We start from the raw sequence: 15,979 nt of genomic DNA, 5'->3' as shown, positions 1-15,979 counted from the left end.
TTGATTAAATTATCAGAAAAAAGTGTTTGGAAAAGTCGGATTGGTTGCTTAAAAATAGAAAGATATGGGGAAAAATATGATTAAAAAAATAATAGTCGTTGTTGCTTTCATGCTTACAGGCTTCTCGCTAACTGCGATGAGTGCATCTGCAGAAGAAATAACTGATTTATTTTTACAAAAAGAAGTGACATATTCTGGTGTAGAAGGAGGAAAAATTGGAGAGAATTGGAAATACCCACAATTTGTTGGCGAAAAAGCTGTCGATGGCGATGAAACAACACGCTGGTCCGCTGATAAGCAAGATGAACAATGGTTAATTGTTGATTTGGGTGAAGTAAAAAACATTGGCGAACTCGTTTTACAGTTGCATGCAGAAAGTCCTGTGTATGAAATCTTAGTTTCAACAGATGGTGAAAGCTATCAATCTATCTTTAAAGAAGAGAATGGGCAAAGTGGCCAACCTACCAAAAAATATATTGATGGCAATAATGTACAAGCACGTTTTGTAAAATATCAGCAGATGAAAATGTGGCAACACACAAATAAGCAATTTTACAGTTCAAGTATTATTTCGTTTGAAGCATATGAAAAAAAACGACTGCCAGAAGCGATTAAACTTTTAACAGAGAACCTGACTATTAGTGAAAAAAGAAAGCAACAGCTAGCCTTTGAAGTGTCACCAGCTGGAGTAGACATCACAGAGGATCAGATTGAGTGGTCGAGTAGTGATCCTACCATTGTGACGGTTGATCAAACGGGTAATTTAACAGCAGTTAAGAGTGGTGAAGCGAAGGTAACAGTCAAAATTAAAGGAACAGAAATTAGTGATACAATTCCTGTGACTGTTGTAGCAGAAAATAAACAATATGCGGAAATGCGAGCAAAATGGAAAATGCGATTGTTGGGTACAACGCAGTATGATAACGATGCAGATGTGCAACAGTATCGTGCCCAGATTGCTACGGAGAGTTTAGCATTATGGCAAACGCTTAATCAAGCAGCAGATCGTGGGTATCTGTGGGAACGAAAACCATCGGATACAGTGTCTGCTGATTACACGACTCAATTTACCAATATTAAAAAATTAGCGTTAGGCTACTATGAACCATCAAGTGAGCTTTTTGAAAAACCGGAAGTTTATGATGCGATTGTTAAAGGCATTGAATTTATGATTGATACAAAAAAATACAATGGAACGTATTACACAGGTAACTGGTGGGATTGGCAAATTGGTTCCGCGCAGCCGCTAACAGATACATTGATTTTATTACATGATGAACTATTGAATACAGATGCAGAAAAATTAAATAAATTTACTGCTCCGCTGATGCTGTATGCAAAAGATCCAAACATACAATGGCCAATTTATCGTGCAACAGGGGCTAACTTAACAGATATTTCAATCACCGTTTTAGGTACTGGACTTTTGTTAGAAGATAATCAACGCCTAGTACAAGTACAAGAAGCTGTTCCGTCCGTTTTAAAAAGTGTTTCCTCAGGTGATGGCTTATATCCTGATGGTTCCTTGATTCAACATGGTTATTTTCCGTACAACGGCAGTTACGGGAATGAGTTGCTAAAAGGGTTTGGACGAATTCAGACTATTTTACAAGGTTCCGATTGGGAGATGAATGACCCTAACATTAGTAATTTATTTAATGTTGTTGATAAAGGTTACTAACAATTGATGGTAAATGGAAAAATGCCATCGATGGTTTCTGGTAGAAGTATTTCCAGAGCGCCAGAAACGAATCCTTTTACTACAGAGTTTGAATCGGGTAAAGAAACAATAGCTAATTTAACCTTAATTGCAAAATTTGCACCAGAAAATTTAAGAAATGACATTTATACATCTATCCAAACGTGGCTTCAACAAAGTGGGTCATACTATCATTTCTTTAAAAAACCAAGAGATTTTGAAGCGTTAATTGACTTGAAAAATGTGGTGAATAGTGCGTTACCTGCCCAAGCGACACCAATGCAATCTTTAAATGTATATGGTTCGATGGATCGAGTCCTACAGAAAAATAACGAATATGCGGTGGGTATTAGTATGTATTCACAACGTGTCGGAAACTATGAATTTGGGAATACGGAAAATAAAAAAGGCTGGCATACAGCAGACGGCATGCTTTATTTATACAATCAAGACTTTGCTCAGTTTGATGAAGGATACTGGGCAACGATCGATCCATATCGATTACCAGGAACGACAGTTGACACAAGAGAATTGGCAAATGGTGCTTATACAGGGAAACGCAGTCCCCAGTCATGGGTAGGTGGCTCAAATAATGGACAGGTTGCCTCTATAGGAATGTTTTTAGATAAAAGTAATGAAGGAATGAACTTAGTTGCTAAAAAATCTTGGTTCCTATTAGATGGTCAAATCATTAATTTGGGAAGTGGCATTACTGGTACGACAGATGCTTCGATTGAAACAATCCTCGATAATCGGATGATTCATCCACAGGAAGTGAAGCTTAACCAAGGTTCAGACAAAGATAATTCTTGGATTAGTTTAAGCGCAGCGAATCCATTGAATAACATTGGCTATGTTTTTCCTAATTCAATGAATACGCTTGATGTTCAAATAGAAGAACGCTCTGGTCGCTACGGAGATATTAACGAATACTTTGTTAATGATAAAACCTATACAAATACATTTGCTAAAATTAGTAAAAATTATGGCAAGGCTGTTGAAAATGGTACTTACGAATATTTAACAGTGGTTGGGAAAACGAATGAAGAAATCGCAGCTCTTTCTAAAAACAAAGGCTATACTGTTCTAGAAAATACAGCAAGCTTACAAGCCATTGAAGCAGGTCATTATGTCATGATGAATACATGGAATAATGACCAAGAAATTGCAGGACTGTATGCGTATGATCCAATGTCGGTTATTTCAGAAAAAATTGATAACGGTGTTTATCGCTTAACTCTTGCGAATCCTTTACAAAATAATGCATCCGTTTCTATTGAATTTGATAAGGGCATTCTTGAAGTAGTCGCAGCGGACCCAGAAATTTCTGTTGACCAAAATATTATCACTTTAAATAGTGCGGGGTTAAATGGCAGCTCGCGTTCAATCACAGTTAAAACAACTCCTGAAGTAACGAAAGAAGCGTTAGAAAAATTAATTCAGGAACAAAAAGAACACCAAGAAAAAGACTACACCGCAAGCAGCTGGAAAGTCTACAGCGAAGCATTGCAACAAGCACAAACTGTGGCAGATCAAACAACAGCGACGCAAGCAGAAGTAGACCAAGCAGAAGCAAAACTACGCTCGGCAGTGAAGCAATTGGCAAAAGTACCAACCAAAGAAGTAGATAAAACCAACTTGTTGAAAATCATCAAAGAAAACGAGAAACATCAAGAAAAAGACTACACCGCAAGCAGCTGGAAAGTCTACAGCGAAGCGTTGAAACAAGCACAAACTGTGGCAGATCAAACAACAGCAACGCAAGCAGAAGTAGACCAAGCAGAAGAAAAACTACGTTCGGCGGTGAAGCAATTAACATTGAAAAATAGTGGGGAAAATAAAAAGGAGCAAAAAAATGGGGGGAATAATGGACACTTAAATACTAGTACAGGAGTTGATCAAACTGGTACGAAACAAGTTAAGCCATCAAGCCAAGGTGGTTTCAGAAAAGCTAGCCAATTTTTACCGAGCACAGGAGAAAAGAAATCGATCGCGCTTGTGATTATTGGCCTTCTAGTTATCGCCAGTGGGTGTCTTCTAGTTTTTCGTGAAAGTAAATCGAAGAAGTAAAAAATTACGGAGTCACTAAAAACATAAGAAAAAGCAGACTTCCATACAAGAAGTCTGCTTTTTCATTAATTACTCCGCTTCTGCATTTTGCAAGTCAGCGACATCAGTCAGATAAGTGGCTTCATCCAACAAATCTTCCGAATGTGCGACATAAATCGCAGTGGCGCTATCACCAACCACGTTTAGGCTAGTAACGAGCATTTCGATTGGACGATTAATGGCTAAAATCAATGAATACGTCGCAATCGCAATCTCATTGTTATAGTTTAAACCAGTTAAAATAGTGAAAAGGATAATCCCGCCAGCGCCAGGTGCCGCCGGTGTACCAATGGATGACATTAAAGCTAAAATGGCAATCAAGGCAATATTAGCTGGTGTCACTTCATAACCAGCTACGCCCGCCACAAAAATAGCCGCAATTACTTGCATAATCGCTGTGCCGTTCATATTAATAGTCATTCCTAACGGCAAGACAAAGGCGGCAACATCGCTGTCGACACCTAACTCTTCAACCGTTGTTTTTGTATTTAACGGTAAAGTGGCTGCCGAAGAAGAAGTAGAAAATCCAAAGACCACAACTTTCATAATCTTTTTAATAAAAGGAACAGGATTTAATTTTGTCGCAAATAAGATAAATAATGGGTAACCGATCATCAAAAAGGCTAAGAGCGTCGCTGTCGTGGTTACGACGTAGACTAACGCTGGTTTTAAATAATCAATCCCGTAAGAAGCAAACGTCCGAACTAACAACATAAAGACGGCGATAGGAGCAAATTTAGTAATTACAAACGTTAAAAATAACGTGACCATCGCATTGACTTCTTCAATTAATCTTTTGAAAACACGAATTTTATCCCCTAATGCATTAATACATAAACCAGTAATCACTGCCAACACAACAACGGCTAAAATTGCACCATTGTCGCTAAATGCAGAACCGATATTTTTCGTGACAGCATTGACAATCACCATTAATGGGTTGCCGCTCGTACTTACTTCGACAGGAGCTAGCGTTTCAGATAACGACACATTAAAAGCACCAGTTAAATATACGCTATAGCCCACAATTCCAGCCGTTAATAGAGCAATCAGTGACATCGATAAAAAGCCAAAAATTGTTTTATAAGAAATTCGTCCTAATTTTTGCGTATCGGTAATATGACAAATGGCTAAAGTAATTGAAGTAAAGACCATCGGCACAATCACTAATTGTAGGCCGTTGATAAATAGTTGACCAATAATATAGAAAAGCCCAATCGCAGATTGTCCTTTTTCAGGATCTGAAATATCTTGGAAAAGAATCTGATTGATTGTCTGCCACACAGCGCCTTGATTGCTGCGAATAAGGTGCTCTCTTAAAAATAAAAAGCCGAGCCCAACGATTAATCCTCCCACCAATGAAATCACCATTTTTTTGGTAAATGAGATACCTTTCACTTCACGTTTTTTCTTTTCCACTTTGTTGCCTCCCAAATAAATTGATTAAGCACCGCGCAAAAAAAGCCTTGCACACAAAAAAAGGGCAAGACATCTCGTATCATTCACTATACAAAAATACAGAATTTTACAGAACTTTGCCTTGTTAGCCTCTCGGACTATCTTAAAGGTACTTTTCCACATACTAAGGGAAACTACGAGAATTGTCAATTCTTTTTTACTTAGGGGGGTGTTATTTTTGAAGAAAGAAAGTGATCTTTACCCTTTCCGCAGATACCGCAGCCAAAAAAGAACTACAACGGATTCTTTTGCAGTATAATAGAAAATAGAAACGAAAGAACAGGCACCAACACAAAGGAGGTATTTTTATGAAAGTCACTCAACTTTCTAGTGAAACCCTTGACCGAGCGCACGAACGTTTTGAAGAAACACTTGCGCAAATGACCGTTGCCGAAGCAAACACGATGCCCGCACCATTAATCAAGTCTGTTACTTGGCTGATGTGGCACACAGCCAGAGAATTAGACCTACAAATTTCCGCACTTAATCATAGTGAACCGTTATGGCTTAGCCAACACTGGACAGAAAAATTTGCCTTGGATTTGCCAGATGAGACAGAAGACTGGCATCACACACCAGAAGAAGCGGCGAAAGTCGTGGTGGCAGAAAAGCAATTGCTTAGTGACTATTTGGCTGCCAGTGTGGCACTTACCAAAAGTTATTTAGACCAAATCAAAGAAGAACAATTGTCAGACGTGATTGATAAAAATTGGACCCCGCCGGTGACTAGACAAGTCCGTTTAGTTTCAGCGATTGATGATGCAGTGATGCATTCTGGGCAAGCCGTTTATACACGAAGATTAGTCATTGGAAAATGATAAATAAGCAAAAACAAAAATGCTTCTGCTTAAGCAGGAGCATTTTTTATTGAGAGAAAAATACATAAAAATAATGAACGAAGAACTGTCCACTTTTTCCCTAGTTGAAACGTTGTATAAGTGAAAGGAGAAATCAGATGAAAAAGGAGGCAAATTTTGACGAAGTACTATTTTCTTTGGGGCAAGAAGTCATCCAAGTCTTGATTCGCCGAGGAGCAAGTCTTGAAGATGCACAAGATGCAGTGTCGCAAACGTATACAACGATTTTTTCAATATTACCTGAAATTACATCAGAAAATCTACGCCCGTGGTTTTTCCGAGTAACATTTAATTACTACATTACGATGTATCGAAAAAAGAAACGAGAACGCACTTTTGTGGCAAACAGCCATCCTGTGAAATCAATAGAAAAAATGGAAGGGCAAGAGTTATTATTATTGATCGATTCCTTAAAAGATGAGGAACAAGAACTATTACTTTTGAAATATTATTATCAATTATCGTATGCCGAGATTGCGTTGATTTTAGAATTATCTGTTGAAAATGTTCGCAAAAAATTGTATCGCACACGTCAAAAATTAAAAAAAGAACTGGAGGAATAGAAGTGGATTTAAAAAAAAGTATTCGTAAAGCGAAAAGAAAACAATTTATCGTGATTGGTGCCATAACCGTTGTTAGTTTTGCCGTATTGTTTGTCGGTTTTTTTGTGGGAATGGATAAACTTTCGACGAAAAACTATCATACCCTACTAGAAGTAATTAATGATCAAGAAATGATTGCTTCACCAAACACTCAATTAGATTCCCAAGTAATTGCTAATAGTTCGCCTTTTGGGGGCGAAGTTGTGACCAATCGTTCAAAAAATATTGATGGTTACACGGTGGAGTGGAGTAATTTACGTAGCAGATATAGCTTTTTCAGAAATTCGATTGACTGGAATGAAGTCTATCCTGGTAGCTATTATTCTTCTAAGAATTTTTATGAATACAACCGACAAACCAAGCAGAAAGTAGCATCTTTTTATAACCCAGCGATTACCAATTACTATGGTGGTATCAAAAACGAATTAACTGAATTAGATAAAATGGAAAACCAAGTAGCGGAAGTGGCGATTTCTTTTGATAAACCTTATCCATATGAAGAAGTCCGCAAAATGTTACCGAGCAATGTCAACTTAGTTTGGCTCTATGTTTACTCCGAAACGGTTAATGAAAAAGAGGGGCCTTCTGGTACTCTGCCTTATGGTTTTCAATTAAGCATGGACGATCAAAATGAAATATTTGATCCTGAAAACGACAAGCAACACTTTTTTGAAACCTTAGAAAAATCCCCCATGTTTGCTGACAACCAAGAAGGCCAAAAGTTTATCCAACAAAATAAAAATAAAAAAGTCGAAAAATTACCTATTTGGGGAGTCATGCTCACCGGACAAACTAAAAATTTCAAAGCCTTACAAAATGAACCTTTTGTTCGTGGCGCTTCAATTGGCGTGACCGCACCTATCGTTCCTTATATTCAGCCAGAGAAATAAACGTTCTTCAAAACTCTAAGCCTTCCGACTGATTTTGCTTCAACGATATTGTCAGTAAAAATAGAAAACGTTATAATAGAATGGATCACAGGAAGTGCTTCTACAATGCGTGGGAGCACTTTTTTTACTTATCTATGAGGAGGGCAAGTGAATGTTTTTTAATTTTATTGGGTTAACGTTATTTTTTGGTATCGGGATCTTAGTTGCGAATGGCGCCAAAATTGTAGCGAATAAAGGGAAAAAGAGTAAGGGGACCATTCTGTTAATGGCGATGGAATTGCTCTTGTTAGGTATCTTTTTATTTGTGACTTTGCCAAGTAAAAATCTTTCAACCGTGTTGTGGATTAATTTGATTGGCGCAGTGATTGCTAGTGGGGTGTTATTAAGTACACGCTTAGCTAGTAAAGTCGAAGTTCCTGGTATCCAAAAGGGCCGCAAAGAAGTAGGCAAGAATACCAACAAAACGGCTAACAAAGACTGGTCTGGCAAAATTTTGGGTGTTGCCGTTTTGGCAATGATTTTGTTGACCATTGTCAGTAGTATTACCAGAATTTCTTCTATTGATGAAATTTATCAAACGATTCCTTTAAAAACGGAAGAAAAAGCTGAAGTTTTAACTTCGGCGAAAGAAACACCCATTGCGATTGCACCACAAACGGCGAAACGAAAAATGTTACAGAAATTTTCCGTCATTCCCAATTCCAATATGTTTACTTTGGATGGTATAACAGCACAAGTTGTCAATGGCGAGTATGTTTATGTAGCAACAGTCGAATTTAATGGCTTCTTTAAATGGCTAAAACTGGGGGAAGTACCTGGCTATTTCATCATTAGTGCGACAGATATCAACGCACAGCCAGAATTTGTAGAAAAACCAATCGTTTACACTCCTTCAGCTTACTTTGGCAAAGATGCCGCACGAAAAATTTATTCCGCTTATCCAGGTTATGCAGCAACTGGCACAATCAATTTAGAGCTGGACGACCAAGGGAATCCTTACTATATTCAAACGCTTTACAAAGAGTATGGGGTTTCTGGTCGCATGCACTATAATGAATTTAAAACGGCGGTATTAAATGCTACAACAGGAGAAGTTAACGTTTATGACAGTCAAAAAGCCCCAAGTTTCGTTGATGCGCCGATTACTAGCTCAGCGGCGAATAGCTTAAATGAATTCTTTGGTCGTTACAGTCAAGGCTGGTGGAACCAGACAATGTTTGGTGCCAAAAAAGATGTTAAAATTCCAACTGAAAATGGTATTTATGCATCAGGACAAATTACGCCGATGATGAACAAGGAAGGGAACCAGTTGCTTTATTTTACGGACTTTACAAGTAGTGAAAAAGACCAAGATTCCGCTTTAGGTTACTCCTTAATCAATGCCCGAACAGGCCAAGTTACGTATTATCGTGATACTAAAGTCGGCATTATGGATAGTGATGGCGCCATTTCTATCGCCTCAAAAATTTATCCAGAAAAGAAATGGAAAGCTAGTATGCCAGTCCTTTATAACATTGATGGCGTGCCAACGTGGATTGTTTCGTTAATGGACAGTAAAGGGATTTTCAAAAAATATGTCTATATAAACGCCGTAGATAATGATATTGTGATTGATGCAGACACGGCACAAGGCGCATTAGACGCTTATCGAATTGAGTTAGTAACCAAAGGAAGTAACAATGAAAATACAGACAAAGCCAACTTGAAAACGATGCAAGGGAAAGTAGCTCGTGTCTCAGTAGTAGCTGGGGAAGCGCAAACGGTAGTTTCATTTTTACTAGAAGATGAAAAAACCATTTTTAGCGTAACGACTAATAACAGTCCGCTGGCGCTATTCTTAAAAGAGGGCGACCAAGTGACATTTAAAGCCGTAGTGACTGAAAATGCTAAAGCAGCGAATGTTGAAGAATTGAAAATTGCAGGATTAAACTAAATAAAACACCTCTTTTCTATAGAAAAGAGGTGTTTTATTCTTGGAAAAGAAGAAAAATCCACTTATTTCTGCTATGATAAGAGAGAAAAAGAATACGAAGGAGCTTCGCCCATGCGCAACATAAAATTAACCATTGAATATGATGGTAAAAGATACTCAGGTTGGCAACGACTAGGCAATTCAGAGAAAACGATTCAAGGGAAAATTGAAAGTATTTTAACACAAATGACGGGTGAACCGATTGAAATTATTGGCTCAGGCAGAACGGATGCCGGCACACATGCACGTGGTCAAGTAGCGAATTTTAAAACGACTAGTTCACTAACAACAACCGAAATGTTATCCTTTTTAAATCGATATTTACCTGGCGATATTGTTGTTAAAGAAGTTACAGAAATGCCTGAACGTTTTCATGCACGGTATAACGCCACAGGCAAACAATACAGCTACTATGTTTGGAATAGCCCAATTCCTAATGCCTTTGAACGGTATCATAGTTTTCACTTTCCCAAAGCGTTGGATCAAGAAAAAATGGAACAAGCTTGCCAAAAATTAATAGGGACCCATGATTTTATTGGCTTTTCAGCATTGAAAAAAACCAAAAAATCGACTACTCGAACGATTGAAAAGATTACGATTGAAAGAAACGGCGAAATGTTACAGTTCACTTTTGTGGGCAATGGTTTCTTGCATAAAATGGTCCGCATCCTCGTTGGGACACTTTTAGAAATTGGTGCAGGCACCAAAGAATTAGCGATAATTGATGAATTGTTCGCAACAAAAGTCCGAGAAGGCGCAGGTGAAACGGCTCCTGCACAAGGATTGTTTTTAGATGAAGTGTATTATAAATAAACAACTTTAGAGGTGGGGGAAAAGTGAATAAAGATTGGAAAAAACTAAAAGCGTCTAATGAAGGTATTCCAACATTTGAATCATTAATGCCATATACTTTAGAAGTTTTGAAAGATGGAGATGTACTGAACAGAAAGATCATTTTAAAGCGTATTATTCAGTTCTTAGATATTCCGGATGAAATTGCCTCAATGATGTATCCAAACTACCCTCAAGGAGATGGGATTTTAGCAAATCGTTTCAGCTTTGCTATCAGCGATTTGTATAAAGCTAGAGCTGTTGAACGGATTAAACGAGGTATGTATCAAATAACAGAACTAGGTTTGGATTTATTAAATAATTATGGTGAAAAAATCAATAGAAAACTTTTGGAACAACAACCTGCATATCAAAAATATATGCAAGAATTAGTCGAACGGAATAATCGTGTTGGAACGACTACTATCGAAGCAAGCGCACCAATTGAAAGTGCTAAAATAGACATTGAGGATATGATCAACAATCAAAATAATCAAATTGCGATTGAACTATTAAACAAAGTTCGACAAGTGGAGCCAGTATTTTTTGAAAAGTTAGTTATACATTTATTGGAGACAATGGGATATAGTGGAAAACACGGAACGGCAGTTGTTACATCCAAATCAAATGATGGTGGAATAGATGGCATCATCAATCAGGATCCATTAGGAACTAGTACTGTTTATGTTCAAGCAAAGCGATATCACGAAACTAATACCATTGGTCGCCCTGCTATACAAGGATTTTATGGCGCTTTAGCTGCTGTAAATGCAGATAGAGGAGTTTTTATAACAACTTCTAGTTTTAGTGCTAATGCGCACGAATTTGCCAAAAATCAAGGGATAGTTTTAATAGATGGTATTAAATTAACAGAGCTCATGTTAGAGTTTGGTGTTGGTGTAGAAATAGCCAAGACGTACAAGCTATTTAGAATTGATAATGATTACTTTGAAGATGAGCTTTAGCTTATTATAAATAACAAAAAAATAAATTTTCTTTAACCACACCAATTAAAAAGTTGAACTTCATCTAAAAAGTGCTAACGTTAAGAAGAGATTAACAATAGAAAGAGGTCATTTTTTTGCTATCTTTACTTATTTCTGTCAAAAAATTATTTTCATCTTTTTTAGGTATCTTAAAAAAAGAAGACACTCGTGCCTTGTTCTTTTTACTGGCAACCACGTTGTTGAGTGGGACTATTTTTTATTCAACAGTGGAAAAATTGTCGCCATTAGATTCGTTATATTTAAGTTTCATGACGTTAACCACGATTGGTTATGGAGATGTGCATCCAGTTACTGACTTGGGAAAAATTTTCACCATGATTTATGCTACAGTAGGCTTGGGGATTATGGCTATGTTTATTTCGGTCGTAGCAAAATCCTACTTGTATTCTAAACAAAGTCATCACCACCATCACCATAAAAACAAAGAACATTCAGCGGAAAAGTCTTCAGAAAAATAGACGAAATTGATGAGTTGACCAAGTGTTTCTCGAAAAATGAAAGTTTTTTGAGAAACACTCTTTTTTTATCTTAATAATTATGGTAGTATGTCCCAAACTGTATTTTATTTTAAAGGAGCGTGAAGTGAATGGTCAAAGCGATTCGGAAATTATCGTTAATTCAAAAAATCATGATAGGGATTGTGATTGGAACCACCTTGGGTTTCTTGGTGCCGGAATGGACCTTCATCAGCGTTCTTGGTGAATTGTTTGTGGGCGCCTTAAAAGCAATTGCGCCGATTTTAGTTTTTGTCTTAATTATTGCGTCGCTAGCCCAACAAAAGGCTGGGGCGAAAACATATGTTGGATCAATTTTAGTTGTGTATCTGTTAGCGACATTTTTGGCAGCTGTTGTTGCCGTGACGGCAAGCTATCTGTTTCCCGTTAAGATTGTCTTGGAGGCGGCGCAGGAAGCGCAAGCAGCCCCAACGCAACTTAGTGATGTTTTAAGCAATGTGTTAACAAGCGTTGTCCAAAATCCGATTCAAGCGATGATTGAAGGCAATTATTTATCTGTTTTATTTTGGTCCTCATTAATCGGTATTGGGTTACGTCAAAGTTCGGTCGCTACCAAGGATGTGATTGCCAATCTTTCAACAGGGATTACCACGGTCGTTCAAATGATTATCGGCATTGCGCCAATTGGAATTCTAGGTTTGGTGTTTCATTCGGTGACAACAACAGGCATTGCAGGGTTAGCCAAGTATGGTCAGTTACTATTATTGTTAATTGGTACGATGGCCGTGGTTGCTTTAGTCGTTTATCCAGCGATTGTTTTTTGGAATATTCGGCAAAATCCGTATCCGTTAGTCTTTTTTGTATTAAAGGAAAGTGCGATTCCCGCATTCTTTACACGCAGTTCTGCGGCCAATATTCCCATTAATATGGAATTGGCGAAAGCAATGGATTTAAATGAAGAATCTTATGCGGTCTCTATTCCGCTAGGCGCAACGATTAATATGGGCGGCGCAGCCATTACGATTACCATTATGACATTGGCGGCAGTCCACACATTAGGCATGTCCGTACCAATCTATTTAGCATTATTGTTGAGCATCATCGCCGCTGTTTCTGCTTGTGGGGCTTCAGGAATTGCTGGCGGCTCCTTGTTGTTAATTCCGCTTGCATGTAGTTTGTTTGGCATTTCCAATGACATTGCCATGCAAGTCGTCGGCGTTGGCTTTATCGTCGGCGTAGTCCAAGATTCCATTGAAACAGCGTTGAACTCTTCTAGTGACTTGTTGTTTACCACCTCAGTTGAGTTAGCAGACCGACGTAAAAATGGTGAAATTATTGATGTCAAAGCATTAATTGGCAAAAGTCAATTGGTGGTCGAACAAGAAAATATTTAAAAGAAAGGAACAACCCGCTAAAATGCTGGTTGTTCTTTTCTTTAATAATCTCGGCCCCATTTTTTTCAGGGGCCACTGAAATTATCGACCATTTTGTGAAGAAAATCCTCTCTATAATAAAGGTATCAAGTAAATAGGAGGTACACGAAATGAAATGGTATCAACTTTCCTCAACAAAAGTAATCGAGCAGACTAAGACGAAGCAAACGGGTCTTTCTAGCGAAGAACGTCAGCAACGTTTACAAACGAATGGTCCAAATAAAATTGAAGAAAAACAACAACTGAAAACGTGGCAAAAGCTAGCCAAACATTTTACAGATTTACTAATGATGGTCTTACTCGCTGCCGCAATTCTAAAATTTGCCACAGGCGAAGTGGTCGAAGGAAGTATCATTTTTCTAGTGGTGCTTGTCAATGGCTTTGTCGGTTATTGGCAAGAGCGTAAAGCAGAAGAATCATTAGACGGCCTTAAACAGATGATGGGCCAAGAGGCAGTCGTTCTAATTGATGGACAAAAAACAACCGTTTCTTCTGAAACATTGGTTCTGGGAGATGTAGTCACGTTACAAGCTGGTGATGTAGTCCCAGCAGATTTGCGCTTATATGATGTTCATAATCTGATGATTGAAGAATCAATTTTGACAGGCGAATCAGAAGCCGTGGAGAAAATTACCGGTTCCTTGAATGAAGAATTGCCAACAGGCGATCAAAAGAATTTGGCTTTTTCAGGAACACTTGTCCAAGCGGGCTCAGCCTTAGGCGTTGTAGTAGAAACAGGAGATTCCACTGAAGTTGGAAAAATTAATCACGCGTTGCAGTCAGTAGATCAAAAAACAACGCCTCTCGTGCGGAAAATGCACCAATTAAACAAGCAAATTTTCCAAGGGATTATGGTCTTGATCGTGTTTCTGATTTTCTTTACCACTTTTCGTCATGGCATGGAATGGAGCCTCTTATTTTCTGCGATGATTGCATTAATTGTAGCAATGATTCCAGAAGGCTTACCTGCTGTGTTAACGATGATTTTATCGATGGGTGTTCATGAGATGGCTAGAGAAAATGCGATTATTAAAGGCATGCCTTCCGTTGAAACATTAGGTTCAATGACAGTTATCTGTTCAGACAAAACAGGAACGCTAACTAAAAATGAAATGACGGTAATGGATGTAGTGACTGAAGAAATGACCATTGTCAAAGAGATTATGGCCAACTGTCAAGAATTGAAATTACAAGACCAACAAAAAATTGCCGACTTACAAGGGAATCCTACCGAGTTAGCTTTATTACAATATGTTGATCAGGATCAACTGTCTTTACGCCCTGTAGAAAAGAAAATTCCGTTTAGTTCAAGTTACAAATACATGGCCACTCGCCATCCGCAAGCAGAAGGTTCAATTATTTATGTCAAAGGTGCGCCAGAAGTATTGTTACAACTTTCTACGTTATCTGATAATCAAAAAGGTGCTTGGCAAGCACAAGCTGCGCAATTAGCGCAAAAAGGACAACGGGTATTAGGTTTCGCTTATAAGACAGTTACGTCACAACAGGAACTGACACATGAAACATTGTCAGGATTGACGTTTGCTGGACTGGCAGGCATCATCGATCCGCCAAAAGAAAGTGCCATTCAAGCCGTCAAAGAATCTCAAGAAGCAGGTATTTCCGTCAAAATGATTACCGGAGACCATAAAGATACAGCGCAAGCCATTGGCGAGCAGGTTGGTTTAAAGCATACGAAAAAAGTCCTTGAAGGATTAGAAATTGATGTTATGTCAGATGAAGAATTAGCTCAGCACGTTCAAAAAGTCGATGTATTTGCACGAACGACGCCAGAACATAAATTACGAATTGTCACGGCGTTACAAAACAATGGCGAAATTGTCGGAATGACCGGCGATGGTGTAAACGATGCGCCAGCACTAAAGAAAGCCGATGTCGGAATTGCCATGGGAATTAAAGGAAGTGAAGTAACCAAACAAGCCGCAGATATGGTTTTGGCAGATGATAATTTCCATACGATTGCTAAAGCCGTGAAAGAAGGACGCCGCATTTTTGATAACTTGAAAAAGACGATTACTTTCTTCTTGCCAACTTCTTTGGCACAAGGTTTAATTGTTGTCTGGGCGCTTTTAATGAATCATCCTCTACCGTTGACACCTGTCCAGATATTATGGGTAAACATGGTAACTACGATTACTTTGTCTTATGCATTAGGTTTTGAAAAAGCGAGTGCTGATACCATGAAACGACCACCAAGAGATGTCAACGAAGGCATTTTAACAAAGTACAGTATTTTTAGAATCGTCTATGTGTCGGTACTCATTATGGTGCCAGGTTACCTCATGGCGTTACAATTTGAGGGCCAAGCCTTACAGCAAACGTTCCTCTTACAAAGTATCGTCTTAGCGCAAGCAGCGTATATGATCAACTGTCGTAAGTTGGTTGATCCGTCGTTAAGCACAGGGTTTTTCCAAAATAAAGTGTTGTTTGCTTCATTAGGAATCCTCTTTTTACTACAAGCGCTAGTAGTTTACTGGCCAGTAGCGCAGCAATTAATTGGCACAACTTCTTTAAATGGCCTTCAATTAGCAATGATTTTCGTCCATGTTGTGAGTCTGTTTTTCCTTGTTGAAGGGGAAAAATATATAACCAAACGATTCATGACGAAAGAAAGCCAAAAAACTAGCGAATGTCCTCGCTAGTTT

General features: G+C 38.3%; 10 protein-coding genes and 1 pseudogene. 10 read left to right on the top strand and 1 reads right to left on the bottom strand.

Annotated features, from left to right (window positions below; all coding sequences use genetic code 11):
- Window positions 1-76: 76 nt before the first annotated feature.
- Window positions 77-3,769, top strand: a pseudogene (locus KQI94_RS08235) (polysaccharide lyase family 8 super-sandwich domain-containing protein).
- Window positions 3,770-3,838: 69 nt separating this feature from the next.
- Here KQI94_RS08235 and KQI94_RS08230 read toward each other — a convergent pair.
- Complete coding sequence (locus KQI94_RS08230; protein WP_002390447.1) at window positions 3,839-5,242, bottom strand: dicarboxylate/amino acid:cation symporter; 1,404 nt, start codon at window positions 5,240-5,242, stop codon at window positions 3,839-3,841.
- Between the two features lie 332 nt (window positions 5,243-5,574).
- Between KQI94_RS08230 and gst the strand changes: the two genes are divergently transcribed.
- The 9 genes from gst (at window position 5,575) to KQI94_RS08185 (ending at window position 15,976) form a co-directional block, all read left to right on the top strand.
- Window positions 5,575-6,084, top strand: a complete 510-nt coding sequence (gene gst / locus KQI94_RS08225; protein WP_002361063.1) for a DinB family glutathione transferase — start codon at window positions 5,575-5,577, stop codon at window positions 6,082-6,084.
- Window positions 6,085-6,221: 137 nt separating this feature from the next.
- Complete coding sequence (locus KQI94_RS08220) at window positions 6,222-6,686, top strand: sigma-70 family RNA polymerase sigma factor (RefSeq protein ID WP_002390448.1); 465 nt, start codon at window positions 6,222-6,224, stop codon at window positions 6,684-6,686.
- Window positions 6,687-6,688: 2 nt separating this feature from the next.
- On the top strand, window positions 6,689-7,615 hold the full coding sequence (locus tag KQI94_RS08215; RefSeq protein ID WP_002368394.1) for an anti-sigma factor: 927 nt from the start codon (window positions 6,689-6,691) through the stop codon (window positions 7,613-7,615).
- A gap of 151 nt (window positions 7,616-7,766) precedes the next feature.
- Window positions 7,767-9,548 carry a hypothetical protein gene (locus KQI94_RS08210; RefSeq protein WP_002386294.1) on the top strand — a complete coding sequence of 594 codons (1,782 nt, stop codon included), beginning with the start codon at window positions 7,767-7,769 and terminating at the stop codon, window positions 9,546-9,548.
- Window positions 9,549-9,659: 111 nt separating this feature from the next.
- Entirely contained in the window at window positions 9,660-10,400 is a 741-nt protein-coding gene (gene truA, locus KQI94_RS08205; protein ID WP_002355033.1) for a tRNA pseudouridine(38-40) synthase TruA, read from the top strand.
- Between the two features lie 23 nt (window positions 10,401-10,423).
- A complete protein-coding gene (locus KQI94_RS08200) occupies window positions 10,424-11,383 on the top strand; it encodes a restriction endonuclease (RefSeq protein ID WP_002368392.1) in 960 nt (319 codons plus the stop codon).
- Between the two features lie 116 nt (window positions 11,384-11,499).
- Entirely contained in the window at window positions 11,500-11,883 is a 384-nt protein-coding gene (locus tag KQI94_RS08195; RefSeq protein WP_002367385.1) for a potassium channel family protein, read from the top strand.
- A 128-nt stretch (window positions 11,884-12,011) separates the two neighbouring features.
- Window positions 12,012-13,274: a serine/threonine transporter SstT gene (gene sstT / locus KQI94_RS08190; RefSeq protein WP_002368391.1), complete on the top strand. Its 1,263-nt coding sequence runs from the start codon at window positions 12,012-12,014 to the stop codon at window positions 13,272-13,274.
- 149 nt (window positions 13,275-13,423) lie between these two features.
- A complete protein-coding gene (locus tag KQI94_RS08185) occupies window positions 13,424-15,976 on the top strand; it encodes a cation-transporting P-type ATPase (protein WP_002368390.1) in 2,553 nt (850 codons plus the stop codon).
- Window positions 15,977-15,979: the final 3 nt, after the last annotated feature.

It is taken from the genome of Enterococcus sp. S183_ASV_20, assembly GCF_018919685.1.
GTDB lineage: Bacteria > Bacillota > Bacilli > Lactobacillales > Enterococcaceae > Enterococcus > Enterococcus faecalis.
This window is presented reverse-complemented; position numbering and strand designations above follow the sequence as displayed.

What these genes read in the sequence shown, in the direction of transcription:
- KQI94_RS08210 (WP_002386294.1), top strand. Translation starts at nt 7,767, where the DNA reads ATGTTTTTTAATTTTATTGGGTTAACGTTATTTTTTGGTATCGGGATC.
- gst (WP_002361063.1), top strand. Translation starts at nt 5,575, where the DNA reads ATGAAAGTCACTCAACTTTCTAGTGAAACCCTTGACCGAGCGCACGAA.
- KQI94_RS08220 (WP_002390448.1), top strand. Translation starts at nt 6,222, where the DNA reads ATGAAAAAGGAGGCAAATTTTGACGAAGTACTATTTTCTTTGGGGCAA.
- truA (WP_002355033.1), top strand. Translation starts at nt 9,660, where the DNA reads ATGCGCAACATAAAATTAACCATTGAATATGATGGTAAAAGATACTCA.
- KQI94_RS08185 (WP_002368390.1), top strand. Translation starts at nt 13,424, where the DNA reads ATGAAATGGTATCAACTTTCCTCAACAAAAGTAATCGAGCAGACTAAG.
- sstT (WP_002368391.1), top strand. Translation starts at nt 12,012, where the DNA reads ATGGTCAAAGCGATTCGGAAATTATCGTTAATTCAAAAAATCATGATA.